Annotated in this window: 16 protein-coding genes; 9 read left to right on the top strand and 7 right to left on the bottom strand. The window is 46.0% G+C overall.

Annotation, left to right across the window (positions count from 1 at the left end):
* Window positions 1-260 precede the first annotated feature (260 nt).
* Entirely contained in the window at window positions 261-1,898 is a 1,638-nt protein-coding gene (gene groL / locus KI742_RS20795; RefSeq protein WP_042523711.1) for a chaperonin GroEL, read from the bottom strand.
* Window positions 1,899-1,975: 77 nt separating this feature from the next.
* On the bottom strand, window positions 1,976-2,266 hold the full coding sequence (locus KI742_RS20790; protein ID WP_005381516.1) for a co-chaperone GroES: 291 nt from the start codon (window positions 2,264-2,266) through the stop codon (window positions 1,976-1,978).
* 240 nt (window positions 2,267-2,506) lie between these two features.
* Between KI742_RS20790 and KI742_RS20785 the strand changes: the two genes are divergently transcribed.
* Window positions 2,507-3,889, top strand: coding sequence for an MATE family efflux transporter (locus KI742_RS20785; RefSeq protein ID WP_017821828.1), 1,383 nt, complete (start codon window positions 2,507-2,509; stop codon window positions 3,887-3,889).
* Window positions 3,890-3,981: 92 nt separating this feature from the next.
* On the opposite strand, the gene pfkA is transcribed toward KI742_RS20785, so the two are convergent.
* From pfkA to KI742_RS20770, 3 genes are all read right to left on the bottom strand, one after another.
* Window positions 3,982-4,944, bottom strand: coding sequence for a 6-phosphofructokinase (gene pfkA / locus KI742_RS20780; RefSeq protein ID WP_005381521.1), 963 nt, complete (start codon window positions 4,942-4,944; stop codon window positions 3,982-3,984).
* Window positions 4,945-5,227: 283 nt separating this feature from the next.
* Window positions 5,228-6,136: a CDF family cation-efflux transporter FieF gene (gene fieF / locus KI742_RS20775; protein WP_025768809.1), complete on the bottom strand. Its 909-nt coding sequence runs from the start codon at window positions 6,134-6,136 to the stop codon at window positions 5,228-5,230.
* A gap of 111 nt (window positions 6,137-6,247) precedes the next feature.
* Entirely contained in the window at window positions 6,248-6,760 is a 513-nt protein-coding gene (locus KI742_RS20770) for a CpxP family protein (protein WP_047104268.1), read from the bottom strand.
* 190 nt (window positions 6,761-6,950) lie between these two features.
* On the opposite strand from KI742_RS20770, the gene KI742_RS20765 reads away from it, so the two are divergent.
* From KI742_RS20765 to trmL, 4 genes are all read left to right on the top strand, one after another.
* Window positions 6,951-7,640, top strand: coding sequence for a response regulator (locus KI742_RS20765; RefSeq protein ID WP_005382384.1), 690 nt, complete (start codon window positions 6,951-6,953; stop codon window positions 7,638-7,640).
* Window positions 7,640-9,034, top strand: coding sequence for an envelope stress sensor histidine kinase CpxA (gene cpxA, locus KI742_RS20760; RefSeq protein WP_054579327.1), 1,395 nt, complete (start codon window positions 7,640-7,642; stop codon window positions 9,032-9,034). The genes KI742_RS20765 and cpxA overlap by 1 nt, the downstream gene beginning before the upstream one ends.
* A gap of 174 nt (window positions 9,035-9,208) precedes the next feature.
* A complete protein-coding gene (locus tag KI742_RS20755) occupies window positions 9,209-9,817 on the top strand; it encodes a superoxide dismutase (RefSeq protein ID WP_005382382.1) in 609 nt (202 codons plus the stop codon).
* Window positions 9,818-9,953: 136 nt separating this feature from the next.
* Window positions 9,954-10,433 (top strand): tRNA (uridine(34)/cytosine(34)/5-carboxymethylaminomethyluridine(34)-2'-O)-methyltransferase TrmL, encoded by a 480-nt coding sequence (gene trmL / locus KI742_RS20750; protein WP_025768811.1) that lies wholly within the window; start codon window positions 9,954-9,956, stop codon window positions 10,431-10,433.
* Window positions 10,434-10,503: 70 nt separating this feature from the next.
* Here the strand turns inward: trmL and KI742_RS20745 are convergent, their stop codons facing one another.
* A complete protein-coding gene (locus KI742_RS20745; protein WP_005386383.1) occupies window positions 10,504-11,022 on the bottom strand; it encodes an FxsA family protein in 519 nt (172 codons plus the stop codon).
* A gap of 431 nt (window positions 11,023-11,453) precedes the next feature.
* On the opposite strand from KI742_RS20745, the gene aspA reads away from it, so the two are divergent.
* From aspA to KI742_RS20725, 4 genes are all read left to right on the top strand, one after another.
* Window positions 11,454-12,905 (top strand): aspartate ammonia-lyase, encoded by a 1,452-nt coding sequence (gene aspA / locus KI742_RS20740; protein WP_005382379.1) that lies wholly within the window; start codon window positions 11,454-11,456, stop codon window positions 12,903-12,905.
* Between the two features lie 176 nt (window positions 12,906-13,081).
* Window positions 13,082-14,389, top strand: coding sequence for an anaerobic C4-dicarboxylate transporter (locus KI742_RS20735; protein WP_005382378.1), 1,308 nt, complete (start codon window positions 13,082-13,084; stop codon window positions 14,387-14,389).
* Window positions 14,390-14,550: 161 nt separating this feature from the next.
* On the top strand, window positions 14,551-16,383 hold the full coding sequence (locus tag KI742_RS20730) for a protein-disulfide reductase DsbD (RefSeq protein WP_285386207.1): 1,833 nt from the start codon (window positions 14,551-14,553) through the stop codon (window positions 16,381-16,383).
* Between the two features lie 194 nt (window positions 16,384-16,577).
* Window positions 16,578-17,207, top strand: coding sequence for a response regulator transcription factor (locus tag KI742_RS20725; RefSeq protein WP_005382375.1), 630 nt, complete (start codon window positions 16,578-16,580; stop codon window positions 17,205-17,207).
* Here KI742_RS20725 and KI742_RS20720 read toward each other — a convergent pair.
* The gene (locus KI742_RS20720; protein ID WP_005382374.1) at window positions 17,204-18,955 is read right to left on the bottom strand and encodes a potassium/proton antiporter; all 1,752 of its coding nucleotides are present in this window, start codon (window positions 18,953-18,955) and stop codon (window positions 17,204-17,206) included. The two genes, KI742_RS20725 and KI742_RS20720, sit on opposite strands and share 4 nt — an antisense overlap.
* Window positions 18,956-19,299: the final 344 nt, after the last annotated feature.

Raw genomic sequence — 19,299 nt, 5'->3', positions numbered from 1 at the left:
TTGCTCTGTCCCCGTTCAAAAAGTGTTAGCAATAGGTCAGATTTAACCATCTGACTCAAAAGAAAAAATATTTCTCTTCGATTTTTTGCTTCTGAAATGGCGCTTGTTACGCTCAAAAATTTCATGATAAGCCACACCAGGACGTCATGTTTCTCAGGTGGCACGCATAAAAAAGTCGAGGCATCTGCCTCGACTTTTAAAGGTTTGGTCGGTTATCTTTCCGCTATAAGGGCTTCCTTAGAGCGATGAGATAAGCTGGCTTACATCATGCCGCCCATACCGCCCATGCCACCCATGTCAGGCATCGCTGGCGCGTCTTTTTGCGGTAGGTCAGTAACCATCGCTTCAGTTGTGATCATCAGACCTGCAACCGATGCTGCGAATTGTAGTGCAGAACGAGTAACTTTAGTTGGATCTAGGATACCCATTTCTAGCATGTCGCCGTATTCTCCTGTTGCCGCGTTGTAGCCGTAGCTACCTTCACCCGCTTTCACGTTGTTCGCAACAACTGAGTCTTCCTCACCTGCGTTCTTCGTGATTTGACGGATTGGCGCTTCCATTGCACGTAGTGCAACGCGGATACCAACGTTTTGTTCTTCGTTGTCACCCGTTAGGTGAGCAATCTTAGATGCCGCGCGGATAAGTGCAACACCACCACCAGCAACAACACCTTCTTCAACCGCTGCGCGAGTTGCGGCTAGCGCATCTTCTACACGGTCTTTCTTCTCTTTCATTTCAACTTCAGTCGCTGCACCGACTTTGATTACTGCAACACCGCCAGCCAGTTTAGCTACGCGCTCTTGTAGTTTCTCTTTGTCGTAGTCTGAAGTTGCGTCTTCGATTTGTTGACGAATCTGAGCAACACGGCCAGAGATCATCTCTTCTTCACCGATACCATCGATGATAGTCGTGTTTTCCTTCGTGATAGAAACACGCTTCGCTTGACCTAGATCTTCTAGTGCAACTTTTTCTAGCTCTAGACCGATCTCTTCAGAAATCACAGTACCGCCAGTTAGGATAGCGATGTCTTGTAGCATTGCTTTACGGCGGTCACCAAAGCCAGGTGCTTTCACAGCTGCAACTTTTACGATGCCACGCATGTTGTTCACAACCAATGTTGCTAGCGCTTCGCCTTCTACATCTTCTGCAATGATAAGCAGTGGACGAGATGCTTTCGCGACAGCTTCTAGCGTTGGAAGAAGCTCACGAATGTTTGAGATCTTCTTGTCTACTAGAAGAATGAATGGGTTTTCTAGATCAACACTGCCTGATTCTTGGTTGTTGATGAAGTAAGGAGACAGGTAACCGCGGTCGAACTGCATACCTTCTACTACGTCTAACTCGTCTTGTAGCGCCTGACCTTCTTCAACCGTGATAACGCCATCACGACCCACACGCTCCATTGCTTCTGCAATGATATTACCTACGCTTGCGTCTGAGTTTGCAGAGATAGTACCAACCTGCGCGATCGCTTTTGTGTCGTTACATTCAACAGAAAGCTCTTTTAGTTGCTCAACTGCCGCGGCAACAGCTTTGTCGATACCACGCTTAAGATCCATTGGGTTCATGCCCGCTGCGACTGCTTTTAGACCTTCGTTAACGATAGATTGCGCTAGTACCGTTGCTGTTGTTGTACCGTCACCCGCTGCGTCGTTTGCTTTAGACGCAACTTCTTTAACCATTTGTGCGCCCATGTTCTGGAATTTATCTTCCAGCTCGATTTCACGCGCTACTGATACACCATCTTTAGTGATAGTTGGTGCACCAAAAGATTTGTCTAGAACGACATTACGTCCTTTAGGACCCAGTGTTACTTTTACTGCGTCAGCCAGAACGTTTACACCTTCCAGCATTTTAACTCGTGCGTCATTACCAAATTTAACGTCTTTAGCAGCCATCTTTGATTTCCTTTCTAAAATTCTTTGTGTGTAATTTCGTAATTGAATCTGAGCAAAAAATTACTCAATGATTGCTATTATTCAACGATCGCCATGATGTCGTTTTCAGACATGACAAGCACTTCTTTACCGTCGATTTTTTCAGTTTTTGTACCGTAACCTTCAGCGAAGATAACGGTATCACCGACTTTAACGTCTAGTGGCAGTACGGTGCCGTTTTCTAGGATGCGGCCTTTACCCACAGCTAGAACAACACCGCGAGTCGATTTTTCTGCAGCAGAACCAGTCAGAACGATGCCACCAGCAGACTTAGATTCAACTTCTTTACGTTCAACGATAACTCGGTCATGTAATGGACGAATGTTCATCGGTCGTCTCTCCTGAAAATTTCCATGTTTATTTGATAATTGTCCTTAGGGACTGTAGCCCCAGACACGTGATCCCTATATAAGGGGTCGAAGCAGCGATCCCAAGGGGGTGGCACAAAATTTTTGTGACTTAGTTAAAATAACGAACAACTAGGCAACGGTTTGCGTTAGAAATGCTCACTCGCTCGGCATCTCGCTTTCTTGTATCCTTGCAGTTTGCTCACCAGATAGTTGTCACACATGCAGGAAAATAACAAGCTGGAACCCCAAGCGACCGATAAGCATGGTTTGTTGACCGCACCCATTCCTGAAACGCTGCGGAAAATGACCGTACCCATGACCATGGGCATGATCGCAATTTTGATGTTTAACTTGGTGGACACGTTTTTTATCTCGTTGCTTGGCACTCAAGCGCTAGCAGCTATCAGCTATACCTTCCCTGTAACCTTTGCGGTTAACTGCATTACGATGGGGATTGGGATGGGACTATCGACCAATATTGGTCGCTTGCTTGGGCAAGGTCATGCACCACAAGCTGCTCGGTTCACCACCCACGGTTTGTTGTTAGCCGTGTTACTTGTGGCTATCGCGTCTTCTATTGGCTTTACCACCATTGCGCCATTGTTTCGTTTTCTTGGTGCGTCTGATGATCTCATCCCTCTTATTGAGCAATATATGCAGGTCTGGTATCTCACCATTCCTCTGCTAGTGATCCCAATGGCGGGCAACAGTGCTATCCGAGCTACTGGCGACACAAAAACACCAGCAAAAGTCATGATGTTGGCTGGTTTGATTAATGGCATGCTCGATCCATTGTTGATTTTCGGTTATGGCCCTTTTCCGGAACTTGGCATTCAAGGCGCAGCCATAGCAAGTGCCTTTAGCTGGTTAGGTGCTTTGTGTGGCTCATTCTATGTGCTAATTAAACGGGAAAAATTGCTTGCTCAACCCCAATGGGCTTTGCTGAAACAAGACTGGCAACAGACACTAAAAATTGGTACCCCTGCTGCGCTATCAAACGCGATGAATCCGTTGTCCGGTGCCATTCTGATGATGCTGTTATCCAACCATGGTACAGCGGCGGTTGCTGCTTACGGCGCAGCGCAGCGTATTGAGTCTATATTGATTTTAGTATTGATGTCGCTGACCTCTGCCCTCACACCGTTTATGGCACAAAATTTAGGAGCCAAACAACCGCAACGAGCCTTTTCCGGTTTATTTATTAGCATGCGTTTTGCAGTGGTATTCCAAGGGTTTATCTTCTTGATGATGGTACCGCTGAGCATTCCTCTGGCTGCGCTATTTTCTCAGGAAGATGCGGTGAAAAACCTGCTTTGGCATTATTTACTGGTGGTGCCATTTAGTTATGGCTTCCAAGGCATCGTAATGATGTTAGTCAGTGGTTTGAATGCGATGCACAAGCCATTGCGTGCATTCCAGTGGAGCTTTATGCGGCTGTTCATTTTTACCTTGCCATCGGCGTGGATCGGGAGCCAAATCTACAGCATTGAAGGCTTGTTTATCGGTATCGCGGTTGGAAATACGTTGGGTGGGCTACTGGGCTACTTGTTTGCGCTGCGCGAGCGAAAATTAACGCTCATAGAGCAGAGCAGCGTGTCTTAGCACTCGTCTATCGCTAGTTTCTTTTTTGTTGATTCTCAAATACAAAAAAAACCGCGGAAAGCCGCGGTTTTGTTTATCTATTTCAAGCTTACTTAGAACAGTTCTTCAGCAACTTTGTATAGATCGTTGCGTACTGGACGCTTCATGTTTTCGATTGCGTCGATGATATCGTGGTGAACAAGTTGCTCTTTCACGATACCTACACAACGACCACCATGACCTTCGATCAATAGGTGAACAGCGTAGTTACCCATACGAGATGCTAGTACGCGGTCAAATGCAGTTGGACGCCCACCACGTTGGATGTGACCAAGTACTGTTGCACGAGTTTCACGACCTGTCGCGGCTTCGATGTCACGTGCTAGTTCATTAGCATCCATCATTAGCTCAGTAAGCGCGATGATCGCGTGTTTCTTACCTTTAGCGATACCATCTTGGATGTTGCTGATCAGCTTGTCTTTGTCTAGACCAGTTTCCGGAGTGATGATGTATTCACAACCGCCCGCAATTGCAGACATCAGAGTCAAATCACCACAGTGACGGCCCATGATTTCTACAATTGAAATGCGTTGGTGAGATGAAGAAGTATCACGTAGACGGTCGATTGCATCGATAACGGTGTTTAGTGCACTTAGGTAGCCCACAGTGTAATCCGTACCTGCGATATCGTTGTCGATTGTGCCCGGAAGACCGATACATGGGTAACCCATTTCAGTCAGTTTCTTCGCACCCATGTACGAACCATCACCACCGATTACCACTAGTGCATCGATACCATGTTTTTTCAGGTTCTCAATCGCTTTTTCACGAACTTCCACTTGTTTAAATTCAGGGAAACGCGCAGAACCTAGGAACGTACCACCTTTGTTGATCACATCTGAAACGCTAGAACGATCTAGCTTCTCGATGCGGCCTTCGTATAGGCCTAGGTAGCCGTCGTACACACCGAATACTTCCAATCCTTCGGATAGTGCTGTACGTACTACGCCGCGTATCGCAGCGTTCATACCAGGTGCGTCACCGCCACTTGTTAAAACACCGATCTTCTTAATCATGCTCACCCTCGATCTTTGGCAATCAATTATTTAATTTTCTTTTAGGCCCCTTGTTACCAAGCAACCTGCATAATCCAGAACTGTGCGTTATGTTACATTTCCTCTACAGGATTACCAATGAAAACACACTTTTTTATGTAACTTTTCTACTTATGTAAGAGTATTACAGTTTCTCTATGAAACTTTGTTGATTCATATCAGGATCACGAATCTTAATAAGTATTGATGGAAAGATAGTCAATAAGTACCTGTTTGTCGTCGGGCACTGATGGATTTTTCAAGCCTACCAATCTTGCGCTTTCTGCTCTTTCTCAGGTCCGAAAACGACAGACAATGGATCTTGATGGATCAATACATCCGCATCAGGAAACAGAGCCAATAAATTATCTTCCACTTTATCAGCGATGTAATGCGCCTCAATTAATCGTAAGTTATCGTCTAGCTCTAAATGCAACTGTATAAAGCGCGTCGGTCCTGACATTCGCGTGCGTAACTGATGCACACCCAATACCCCTTTTACGCTCAAACAAGCTTGGTTAATTTGCTCAAGCTCTTCATCGGGCAACTTTCTATCAAGTAAGGTTTGAATCGCTTCGCTGACCATTTTGAAAGCGCTATAAAGAATGAAGACACCAATACCAATCGCAAACACAGCATCCGCTTGAGTCACTCCAAAATAACTGAGCCCCAGAGCCACCATGATCGCAGCATTCATATACAAGTCAGTCTGATAATGCAGAGAATCCGCCGCTATTGCTTGGCTCCCCGTCACGCGAACCACATGTTTTTGGAACATCACCAAGCCAAGTGTGACCACAATCGCAAACAGCGATACATACACACCTAACTCCGGTGCGTGTAAAGCATGCGGGCGGAAAAATCGGTCAATCCCGTTAAGAATCAAAAATACTGCCGAGCCCGAAATAAACATTGCTTGGGCTAGGGCCGCTAAGGACTCAGCTTTACCATGTCCAAACGTATGTTCGCGGTCTGCAGGTTGTAAGGCGTAACGAACCACTACAAGATTCACAACCGAAGCCGCGATATCTAACATGGAGTCAATCAATGACGCCAATAAGCTCACTGAACCGGTTACCCACCACGTGATGACTTTTACTATCAGAAGAAGCGTCGCCACAATGGTTGCAGTCCAAGCGGCGGTCGTAACTAAACGTGCGTATTGCTGTTTCATAATCAAAGAGTTAACTAAAACCATACGTTGAGTATATTGAATGACCATGAAATAACCAGATCAAAAAGAGGCAACCAATGGCTGCCTCTTTATATAACATCAATTCATGACTTAATTATTGCGCGACTTTTCCATGCGCTTGTGCATTCTGTCGCCACACTCTTGCATACGTTCATTTTGTAGCTCAACAAATTTCGCTTTCTGCTCAGGTGTTAATACGCTAAGCATTTGGTGCTTTCTTTCTAGCATTTGCACGCGACGTTCCGTTTGGCGCTCAACCATCTCTTTTGCTAACTCGGTAGCTTGAGCTTCATCAAAATTATCCGCCAGCAAAAGCGATTGCACTTTTGCGTGATGCGCTTGACGCTCAGCCATACGTGCTTCTTTGCCATCAGCGAATTTTGCTTTCATTTCTGCTTTGTTTGCTTCACGCATTTCTTTTAGCTGATCTTTTTGTGCATCAGTCAGGTCTAGTTGACGCATGACACCTCGGTCCATACCCATGCCGCATTCGTCACGAGGACCTTTATGATGGTTTTTACCACCGTAAGCGAATGCGCTTGCGGCGCCAAGAGTAAGAGGTAGAACAACAGCAGCTAACACAAGTTTTTTTGCAGACTTCATAATACGATTCCTTACACAGGTGAGTGGTTCTTCTGAGCTGTTCTCACAGCGCTTGAGTATAGAATACGACCCACTAGGTAAAGCGACGTATAGGGAGCGTAAAGAATCGTAAAGAGTGATTTTTCTCCTCTTCGTTGCGCATCATTCCAATGTAATATTAGGCTATCGGTAACTTACTATAGGTGCCCCCATGGCAAACATTCTTTTAATCGATGACGATATCGAGCTAACCAGCTTATTAAAAGAAGTACTCAGTTTCGAAGGGTTTGACGTCAGCGAAGCAAATGACGGTGAAGCCGGCTTAGCCGCGATCAATGATAAGATTGATTTGATTTTGTTGGATGTCATGATGCCAAAACTCAATGGCATGGAAACGCTGAAACGCTTACGTGAAAATTGGGAAACTCCCGTCTTGATGCTGACCGCTAAAGGGGAAGAAATTGATCGCGTGATCGGCTTGGAACTGGGCGCGGATGATTATTTACCAAAACCTTTTAGTGACCGAGAGCTGTTGGCGCGTATCCGTGCGATTTTACGCCGCACTAGCAGCACACAAAAAAATACCAAAAACAGCGATTGCATTGAGTATCAAGAAATCCGCCTCTATCCCGGTAAGCAAGAAGCGTATTGTGAGCAACAGCTACTCGACCTCACGGCAACCGAGTTTGCGCTACTCACCCACTTCGTACAAAACCCAGGACAAGTGCTGACCAAAGAGACACTGAGCTTAGATGTGCTTGGTAAACGACTCGCTGCTTTTGATCGCGCTATCGATATGCATGTCTCGAACTTACGTAAAAAATTACCAGATCAAAGCAATGGCAAGCCGCGAATTAAAACCCTGCGTGGTCGTGGCTACATGCTGCTTGAGGAGGATTAATGCACCTATCACGCATCAAACTGCCAAACATCAATAGCCTGTATGGACGCATCTTTGCCATTTTTTGGTTCACCATGTTATTAGTATTGATAGCCGTGCTATCACTGCCACATTTGGACCCACGCAAAGCTCGCGATATTCCAGAAGAACACTACAAACGTATGGTAGAAACGCGTGACTCAATCCAACAAAAATACAGCCAGCAAACTGATTTAGGCCGCATACTTTTTCGTATCGAGGGCAACCGCCACGGCAAGCACGACCCTCGCCCACGAGTCTTTTTTTCTGACTACAGCGGTAATGTTCTTACGACAGAAAAACGCAGCAATTTTCAATTGCGTGCCATGCAAAACTTTGTCACCAGTATCGAAGATTACAATAATCCAAAGCAGAAGCTGTATGGTCGATACATGATTGCGGGCCCAATTCCTATCACTTTGGCAGGTTCCGATATCTTGATGTACGTGGGCTTCAAGTGGAATGAGCCACCACCTCTACTCCTGCGTCTGTTTGATCACCCATTCCAGCTCTTGCTTGCGGTCATGCTGGTTAGTACACCATTGCTGTTATGGCTTGCTTGGGCTTTGAGTCAGCCTGCACGTCGTCTTGAAGCCGCTGCTCAACGTGTGGCGAAAGGTGAATTTGTCACAGACCCAAATTTAGAAAAAGGTACGGCGGAATTTCGTCAAGCAGGCAGCAGCTTCAACCAGATGGTCGAAGCGGTTAATCAAATGATTTCAGGACAACAACGTTTGCTATCCGATATCTCTCACGAGCTGCGCTCACCTTTAACTCGTCTGCGCATGGCAAGCGCATTAGCGACGCGTAAACAAGGCGAAAGCCCAGAACTGACTCGTATCGATACCGAAGCGCAGCGCTTGGAACAGATGATCAGCGAACTATTAGAGCTTTCTCGCATGCAGGCGAACAGTCATATGACTCGCGAAACACAGCCACTAGAAAGTTTATGGGAAGAAATCATTAAAGATGCGCAGTTTGAAGCAGAGCAAATGGGCAAACAGCTACACTATTCAGAATTACCTAAGCGCAATATTTCCGGTAACCCTAAACTGCTGATGAGTGCGGTGGAAAATATCGTTCGTAACGCCATTTACTACGGAAAAGATGAGGTACAAATCGACATCAAAGCCGATGACGATACGCTTCGTATCACGGTTGACGATAATGGAGAAGGTGTACCAGAAGAGGAACTGGCCGCGATTTTTCGCCCGTTCTATCGCGTTTCCACGGCACGCGATCGCCACTCTGGCGGCACAGGTCTCGGCCTAACCATTACCGAAAGTGCCATTCGCCAGCACAGTGGCACGATCGCAGCCAGCCGAAGTCCTTTAGGCGGATTGCGTATGAGTATCACCTTACCGATCAATTGTTAGTCTCAATTTGATGAACTAACAATAATTCGCACCATATTTCTAGAGTGAGTGATTCACAGCCCCACCCTCACTTTAGAAATTGGTGAGGCTTCTTAGAATACCCTTACAAAGATCAAAGTTGATAATAATTATCGTTAGCATTAAAGTGAATTTTCCAATTAAGGAGGATTTACTATGTCACATACATTTCCCGCTCTGCCTTACCCGTACGATTCACTAGAGCCGTACATCGACGCGAAAACCATGGAAGTGCATTACAGCAAACACCACAAGACGTACTTTGATAAGTTTGTAAATGCCGTTGAAGGGAGTGAGCTCGAAACTCAGTCATTAGACGAGATCTTTGACAATATCTCTAAGCTCAGTCCAGCAGTACGTAATAATGGTGGCGGCTATTACAACCACATCATTTATTGGAATTGCATGTCACCAAACGGTGGCGGAGAGCCTCAAGGCGCGCTTGCTCAAGCAATTAACGATAAATTTGGTAGCTTTGCGCAATTTAAAGAGGCGTTTGCCCAAGCAGCCATCAATACCTTTGGGTCTGGCTTTGCATGGCTGATCGTAAAAGATGGTGAGATTCACATTACGTCCACCAGCAATCAAGATAACCCTCTGATGGACGTAGTGGATGTGCGCGGTGAACCAATCCTCGCATTAGACGTGTGGGAGCACGCGTATTACATCAGTTACCAAAACCGTCGCCCAGAATATATTGATGCGTGGTGGAACGTCGTCAACTGGCGAGCAGTTGAAGAAAACTATGCTCACGCTCTCTTATAAAAAGCATCACTACTTACGGTATTAACATCCGCGCTAATGCCTGCTTTCATACCCAGGTCAATTTTGCTGAATCTCGCATCTCTCGGTGACTTGGGTATATACTGCCCTTCTCTTTGACCAACTCTATTTCAATACCATGTTTGATATCGCTTTATACGAACCAGAAATCGCGCCGAACACCGGCAACATCATTCGACTATGCGCCAACTGCGGTGCAAACCTTCACTTAATTGAACCTCTGGGTTTCGATCTTGAAGAGAAAAAAGTCCGCCGCGCTGGTTTGGATTACCATGATTTAGCTCGCGTAACGCGTCATAAAAACTATCAAGCGTTCTTAGAATATTTAGAGAAAGAGAAGCAAGGTAACTACCGATTGTTTGCCTGCACCACCAAAACCACAGGTCACCACGTTGATGCACAATACCAAACGGGTGATGTTTTGATGTTTGGTCCAGAAACTCGTGGTTTGCCTGCTGAAATCATCGATAGCTTGCCAATGGAGCAGCGTATTCGCATTCCAATGATGCCGGACGCACGCAGCCTAAACCTTTCGAATGCCGTTGCGATCATTGCTTTTGAAGCATGGCGTCAAATGGGCTTTGAAGGCGCATTGTAAGCAGCACGAATTCCAAATACAGAAAAGGGCGCTTGGTGCGCCCTTTTGTTTTCTTTACTGTCTAACTCAATCAGTTGAGCTTGTTGCGATCATCATCGTCTTTACGCTCGTATTCCCCTTCGAAGGTCTTGCCATTATCTGACTGGGAATCAAATGGGTCACGACGGAACGGGTCTTGCTCAAATGGCCCCTGGTTAGAGAAACCACCTTGGAAGCCACCGCCATGCATGGTTTTCACCACCATTTTGCTCATCAAGTATTTAGCTATCGCGGCGCGTGGCGCAGGAAGCAACACCAACATACCAAGGGCATCGGTCATAAAGCCCGGGGTTAACAGTAGCACGCCAGCCACCGCTAGCATTACGCCTTCAAAAATTTGCTGGGCTGGAATTTCACCTTGTTCAAGACGCCCCTGTACTGACATCAGTGTTTGTATACCTTGGCTACGAACCAACGATGCACCAACAAATGCCGTGATTAAGACTAGTGCAATGGTCGGCCATAAACCTAAAAAGCCGCCCACCTGAATAAATAAGCCGATTTCAATGATCGGAACAAAAATAAACGCTAATAATAAGATAGGAAACACACGCCCTCCTTTGTTTAATTCAGTGTAATGGTAAAAGCAGACTAAGCTCAAACGAATCGTTGTAAAAAAGCGTGTTCATACTGGTCTCCTTCTCTTTTAGACAAAGTAGCGGGAGCGCGTTTCATTCAATTGCATACCGATTTTTTCGTGCTTTTAAAGTGCTAATTTCGAACTCTAAAAACTCATGTTTGTCGAGGAAAATCGAGTACCCATAAAGGGTTATTAATAACCCGTTCATACTTTGCAAATTATTGACTCATGAAAAACGAAAAAGGTGATCTAGTTACTATTTTTATGCGCTAGGTGCAGTATCATGTGCCACATAAGTCAGGACGGATTTTCCAGCCAAAAATTCTGATGAATGGATTCTAGATTGCAGAAATGGCTAATAAATAACTTTATTATCAGAATTATCATCTAAGGATCCTGCTATGGCTACCCTATCTGATGCTCCAAAAACAGCAAACCCAGCCACTCGTATTGAAGAAGATCTATTAGGTCAACGTCATGTCCCTGCAGATGCGTACTACGGTATTCATACGCTACGTGCGATCGAGAACTTCAACATCTCCAATATGACCATCTCTGACGTACCAGAATTTGTACGCGGCATGGTAATGACCAAAAAAGCAGCAGCGTTAGCAAACAAAGAACTTGGCGCTATTCCAAAAGACGTTGCAAACTACATCATCGAAGCGTGTGATTTGATCCTAGAAACTGGCAAGTGTATGGATCAGTTCCCATCAGACGTATTCCAAGGCGGTGCAGGCACTTCAGTTAACATGAACACGAACGAAGTGATCGCAAACGTTGCGCTTGAGTTGATGGGTAAAGAGAAAGGCCAATACGAATTTGTTAATCCAAATGACCATGTAAACAAGAGCCAATCAACCAACTGTGCGTACCCAACAGGCTTCCGTATTGCGGTATACAACAGCGTACACAAGCTAATGGAAGCAATTGAGTACCTAAAAGGCGCATTCGAACTTAAAGCCGTTGAGTTTAAAGATGTACTGAAAATGGGCCGTACTCAGCTTCAAGACGCAGTACCAATGACAGTAGGTCAAGAGTTCCATGCGTGGGCGGTAACACTAAACGAAGAGATTCGTGCTCTAGATTACACATCTAAACTCCTCCTAGAAATCAACCTAGGCGCAACCGCAATCGGTACTGGTCTAAATACACCAACTGGCTACCAAGCGCTTGCAGTAAAACACCTAGCGGAAGTAACAGGCCTTGACGTTGTTGCAGCAGAAGACCTTATCGAAGCAACGTCTGACTGTGGTGCATACGTAATGACTCACGGCGCGCTAAAACGCCTAGCAGTGAAACTATCGAAGATCTGTAACGACCTTCGTCTACTTTCTTCTGGTCCTCGTGCGGGTCTAAATGAATTGAACCTACCTGAAATGCAAGCAGGCTCTTCAATCATGCCAGCTAAAGTAAACCCAGTTATCCCAGAAGTAGTAAACCAAGTTTGCTTCAAAGTTCTCGGTAACGACAACACGGTTTCTTTCGCAGCAGAAGGCGGTCAGCTACAGCTAAACGTTATGGAACCTGTGATCGCACAAAGTGTGTTTGAGTCTATCTCTCTACTACACAACGCGTGTGTGAACCTACGTGATAAATGTATCGACGGCATCACTGTGAACAAAGAAGTTTGCGAAAACTACGTTTACAACTCTATCGGTATCGTCACTTACCTAAACCCATACATCGGCCACCACGAAGGTGACATCGTAGGTAAGATTTGTGCAGAAACTGGTAAGAGTGTTCGTGAAGTCGTGCTAGAGCGCGGTCTGCTTACAGCAGAGGAGCTTGATGAAATCTTGTCAGTAGAAAACTTCATGCATCCTACTTACAAAGCAAAACGTTACGAGTAATAACGAATCCGAAGGGGGCCACTCAGGCCCCTTTTTTAGGCTCTCATACGGTTAACCACATTTTTTATATGCTTTTATTGCCGCTAAACCACTAGGTTCTCATTCTCTGAGCATTTACTCCTGTTCCTGAGTGTTCAAAAAATCAGAATCAAATAAAAAACTAAAGAGGTATCAATATGGTCATGGTCGAACTCTTCGTGGTTCTGCTCTTCATCTATTTGGGGGCAAGAATCGGTGGTATCGGCATTGGTTTTGCCGGTGGTGCTGGGGTCATTGCGTTGTCTTTGATCTTGGGCGTACCAACAAGCCAAGCTTACATTCCCGTTGACGTAATTTTGATCATCATGTCTGTAATCACCGCTATCGCAGCAATGCAAGTAGCTGGTGGTTTAGACTGGATGGTGCAAGTTGCTGAAAACTTTTTGCGCAAGCATCCTGAGCGCATCACCTTTTATGCGCCTATCGTAACTTACCTAATGACATTAATGGCGGGTACTGGCCACACGGCATTCTCTACTTTGCCAGTGATTGCAGAAGTAGCGAAAGGCCAAGGCGTGCGCCCTTCTCGTCCACTGTCTATCGCGGTCGTGGCATCGCAAATCGCTATCACCGCATCACCAATCTCAGCGGCTGTTGTAGCGTTCGCGGCAATGCTGCACCCATTTGGCGTTGACTACCTAACACTACTAGCAATCTGTATTCCAACGACGTTCATCGCGTGCATGATCGGTGCGTTCGTGGCGAACTTCATGGGCTGTGAGCTAAAAGACGATGCTGAATACCAAGAGCGTCTAGAAAAAGGCTTAATCAAGCTAAATACAGAAGCAAAACGCGAAATCCTACCAACAGCGAAGAAAGCAACATTCATCTTCCTAGGCGCAATCGCATTTGTCGTGTGTTACGCAGCAGCAATTTCTGGCTCTGTTGGCCTTATCGAGAACCCTGCTCTAGGTCGTAACGAAGCTATCATGACGGTAATGCTAGCAGCTGCGGCAGCTATCGTAATGAGCTGTAAAATCGATGCTGGCAAAATCCCAGCCGCAGCAACATTCCGCTCTGGTATGACAGCGTGTGTGTGTGTTCTTGGTGTGGCATGGCTAGGTTCTACGTTCGTTAACGCGCACGTTGACGGCATCAAAGAAGTGGCTGGTGCGCTACTGGCAGACTACCCATGGATGCTAGCACTTGTTCTATTCTTCGCTTCAATGCTGCTTTACTCGCAAGGTGCAACTACTGTTGCGCTGATGCCAGCAGCACTAGCAATCGGTGTGGCACCACTTACCGCAGTTGCATCTTTCGCAGCAGTAAGTGCGCTATTCGTGCTGCCAACTTACCCAACGCTTCTAGCAGCGGTTGAGATGGACGACACGGGTTCAACTCGTATCGGTAAGTACGTATTCAACCACCCATTCTTTGTACCTGGTGTGGTAACCATCGCTTCTGCGGTAGCACTTGGCTTCGCATTCGGTGGTCTACTGATCTAGTAGAAACAGAGTCTTACTCGGGGAGCTTCGGCTCCCTTTTTTATTCCCTGTTGTCTTGATTTATGCTCAATAAATCTTCATTTTCATGAAACTTATTGACTCGCCTCCGGGTCTGATTGAGTTACACTAACGGCAATTATCTAAGATGAATTGACTCTTTTATGCGCGCATTACTTTCCGTTTTACTCTTAGGGCTCATTACCTTTTCCACTCCGTCTTTAGCTTTATTTGGCAAAGACCAGTTTAACAGTAGCCAGAACAACAGTTTTGGTAGCAGCAGCGACAGCTTTGTTCCGGTTGATCAGGCGTTTCCATTTAACTTCTACCAGCAAGATGACAAATTGATGCTCGATTGGCAGGTACGTGACGGGTACTACCTATATCAAGAGCGCTTGTCTGTAGCTGGTGAGAAAGTATCGCTAGGCGAACTGCAAATGGAAGACGGCACACCGCATAAAGATGAATTCTTTGGTGACGTGCATATCTATACGCAACCTCTCTTCGTTAATGTACCAATGCATGATTGGCAAGACGGTGCTCGCGTAGTCGTGCAATACCAAGGTTGTGCGAAAGCAGGCTTCTGTTACCCGCCAGAAACTCGCGTGATTCCTATCAACGCGTTTACTTCGTCGAACTCAGATTCAACAACGGCGACAACTGCATCAAAAGCAGAACAGGCACCAACAGCAACGCCACCAGCGGCGCAATCATCTACGTCTGATGACACATCATCAGCGCCAGTAACACAGCAAGATAGCCTTGCAGCCAACCTTGCTGATAACTGGTGGACACCACTTCTGTTCTTGGCGCTTGGTGTGGGCTTGGCGTTTACACCTTGTGTGCTGCCGATGTACCCAATTCTGACCAGCATCGTGCTTGGCAGTGGCAAACTGAGTCAGCGCCGTGCGCTAGGCTTGTCGTTTGTCTATGTACAAGGCATGGCGCTGACTTACACCCTACTCGGCCTTGTGGTGGCATCTGCAGGTATGCAGTTCCAAGCGGCAATGCAACACCCTTATGTGCTGATTGGCTTGAGCGTACTGTTCATCGCACTCGCTTTGTCTATGTTTGGTCTGTACTCATTACAGCTACCAAGCAACGTTCAAACGTGGTTAAACAACCTCAGCAACAAACAGCAAGGCGGCAGCAGTGCAGGCGTATTCGCCATGGGGGCGATTTCTGGACTGGTGTGCTCACCATGTACCACGGCACCTCTGTCTGGTGCGCTACTTTACGTGGCACAAAGCGGCGATTTGCTTACCGGTGGTATCGCGTTATACGCGCTGGCGATGGGCATGGGTATTCCGCTGATTCTTGTTGCGGTCTTCGGCAACAAACTGCTACCAAAAGCAGGTGGTTGGATGGACCGAGTGAAAACACTCTTCGGCTTTATTCTGCTTGCCGCACCTATCTTCTTACTAGAACGCATCATGCCAGAAATGTGGTCAACGATTCTGTGGTCAGCACTGGGTATTGCTGCTTTTGGTTGGCTATACCACATCAAAAACAGTCTAGAGTTTGGTGGCTGGAAACAAAGTGCCGTGGGCATAATCGCCGTCTTAGGTTTGCTAGCCTCAGCACAACCTATCTTAAATTACTGGTTTGGCAACAGCACAACACAAACTCAGCAAGCCACTGTTAGCTTTACTCGCATTGCTAACGTGGCGGATCTTGAAGAACAACTGGCACTTGCGAAAGCGGCAGGTAAACCCGTCATGCTCGATTTCTACGCCGATTGGTGTGTAGCATGTAAAGAGTTTGAAAAGTACACCTTCCATGACCCAAGCGTCGAAGCCAAACTGCAAGACTTCATTCTTCTGCAAGCGGACGTGACCAAAAACCAAGTGCAAGACATCAAACTACTGAAGCACATGAGTGTGCTTGGTTTACCAACAATTGAGTTTTGGGATGCCAGTGGTGAACACGTTTCAAACGCTCGTTTGACGGGCTTTATGCAAGCCGAGCCTTTCTTAGAGCATATCAAGCAGTTCTGATAACCAGATATTCAAACGCCAGTGATGTCCACTGGCGTTTTTTATTGCTCAGATTTGAATAAGAACATTGCGTTTATATGCAATTTTCCTAATAAAAGTCGATTTGGTTCAGACTTTTAGCGAATAAATATTGTCCACTCTCTCAAAGCTGGACAATAATAAATTTAACGAAATAGTCAAAAGTGTTTAACGTCATGGATTCGACCTACACCATCATTATTGCAGATGATCACCCACTCTTCCGGAATGCCTTGTTTCAATCTATCCACATGGCTATTAGTGGTGCAAATTTGCTGGAAGCGGACTCACTCGACGCACTTCTGGCTTTGTTGGAGCGAGAGGAAGAGCCAGATTTAGTGCTATTGGATCTCAAAATGCCAGGAGCAAATGGTATGTCTGGCTTGATTCATTTGCGAGCAGAGCATCCAGATTTACCTATCGTCGTCGTTTCAGCGAGTGAAGAGCCGGCGATCGTGACGCAAGTGAAAAGCCATGGTGCATTTGGTTTTATTCCCAAGTCCAGCGACATGCGCGAATTAGTGAACGCGCTCAATCAAGTGCTGAATGGCGACCCATACTTCCCTGAAGGGTTGATCACCAATAACGCGGCATGTAATGACTTAGCGGAAAAGATTGCTGCGCTAACACCGCAGCAATATAAAGTGTTGGGAATGTTGTCCGATGGCTTGCTGAACAAGCAAATCGCTTACGAATTGAATGTTTCAGAAGCCACCATAAAAGCGCACATGACAGCGATTTTCCGTAAGCTCGGTGTAAAGAACCGCACGCAAGCCGTGATTATGCTGACGGAAATGAGCGACTAGATTGACGTCTTATCGTCAGACTTACTTTTTTCGTTTGGCAATCGGATACCGACTTTAGTGACCTGCTGATCAACAACATCAGCGACGATCCAATGCAAACCTTGCCACTCGAAATGGTCTCCCAATACTGGCGTGCTACCTAATTGCTCTTCGACAAGGTTTCTCAAACTTTTATCCAGCGGTTCATCCCCCAGATTCAAACCATACATCACGGCAATATCGGCAAGCTTCACTTCAATATCGAGGAAGAAGTCACCGAAGAATCGCGCTAGCGACGCTTTCTCTGGGGCTTCACTAAACAGTAAGCTCAGTGCATCTAAATCCTTTTCTTGAGCTAATACACACAAGGTATCATCTTCCTCAAGACGCGTACTGCCGGATGGGTGCAATAGCTCTTTACTGCGAAATACAGCGGCGATACGCGTTCCTTCCGGCATCGAAAGACTACGTAATGGCTCACCAATGCACCATTTATCTGCTTTAAGTCTATAGATAAAAAGCTCCCACTCACTGGTCGGGTAAATCTCTACACCCGTACGCGAAATTGGCTCAGGCTTAGAAGGTAGCTCGACCTTTGCAAGAGACATCGCCTTAGTCAACGTGCCCCCTTGTACTATCAAAGACACCATTACTACAAAGAATGCCAAATTGAAGTACAGTTGAGCATCTGGCAACCCTGCCATCATCGGAAATACCGCGAGGATGATAGGTACAGCACCACGCAATCCTACCCAAGAGACAAACCACTTTTCACGTGGCGTGAAACTCTTGAATGGCAGTAAACCAATCCAAACTGAGATTGGTCGGGCAAACAAAATCATCCCGAAAGCAAGCGCAAGACCTGGCAACGCAATAGAGAGTAAATTGGATGGTGTAACCAACAAACCAAGCACCAAGAACATACCAATTTGAGCTAGCCACGTCATACCATCTAAAACATGAAGAATAGAGTGGCGGCTGCGTGTTGGACGGTTACCTAATAAAAGACCAACAAGGTAAATCGACAAAATACCACTGCCACCCAAAGTGTTAGATAAAGCGAAAATAAGCAAGCCACCACTGACCGTTAAAATAGAATACAGCCCATCTGGTAATTGATTGCGATTGATAACTTTCCATAAGATCCAGCCACCAGCGAAGCCAAGTAACGCGCCAATACCAAACTGCTTAAGAAAACTGAACGCCAAAAAGCCCGCACTTAAATCTGCGCCAGGGTTCGCTAAAATAGCAATCAGAGTTACGGTCAGAAACACCGCCATTGGGTCATTGGTGCCGGATTCAATTTCCAGCGTTGAACCAACACGTTCGTTCAGGCTACGACCTTTGAGTAGAGAGAAAACCGCGGCAGCATCGGTGGAACCAACAATCGCACCAACCAATATGCCTTGCAATAAATCTAAGTCGAATAACCACGTTGCCATCAGCCCGGTCAAAATGGTGGTGATCGCAACGCCAAATGTCGCCAAAGAGACCGAGGGCCATAACGCAACCCTAAAGCTGGCGACCCGCGTTCTCATCCCACCATCAAGCAAAATGATGGCTAATGCGAGGTTACTAACCAAATAAGCGATGGAAAAGTTATCGAATAAAATGCCGCCTAAGCCATCTTCCCCCGCCAGCATTCCAACGGCTAAAAATACCAAAAGAATTGGGATTCCCAACTTAGAAGACACTGGGCTTAAAAGAACGCTAAGTGCGATTAACAACGCACCTATTAGAAAAAAACTGTTAATGGTGTCTGCGTCCATTCTCACCCTCCCTTAATGAAAAACGATACTAATTGTGATGAGCAAGGCTACTTCGTTAATGAGGTAATGCCCTAATCTGCCTCCCCTTTACACCGTCTCAAAATGCGAGGTTGTACGAGAATGACTCAGTTATATTACTTTATTGTGCGTTAAAACGGTGATTTGATGCGAAAACTTTATGTAAATAAATTACTTGTGAGCTTTACTATCTACGCCTTCTCTCTTTAAGAGCCACAAGATCACCACCAATACTTACACAGCATCCCCAAGTTCAATGAAGAAAAGATTAATGGCCAGTCTTAATCATGCTTGTTTATCCAATCAACCTTTAGACCTTTGGCTAA

It is taken from the genome of Vibrio sp. D417a (assembly GCF_030248595.1).
GTDB classification, from domain to species: Bacteria; Pseudomonadota; Gammaproteobacteria; order Enterobacterales; family Vibrionaceae; genus Vibrio; species Vibrio alginolyticus.
The sequence above is the reverse complement of the archived record's forward strand: the minus strand, read 5'-3'. Positions and strand labels throughout refer to the sequence as shown.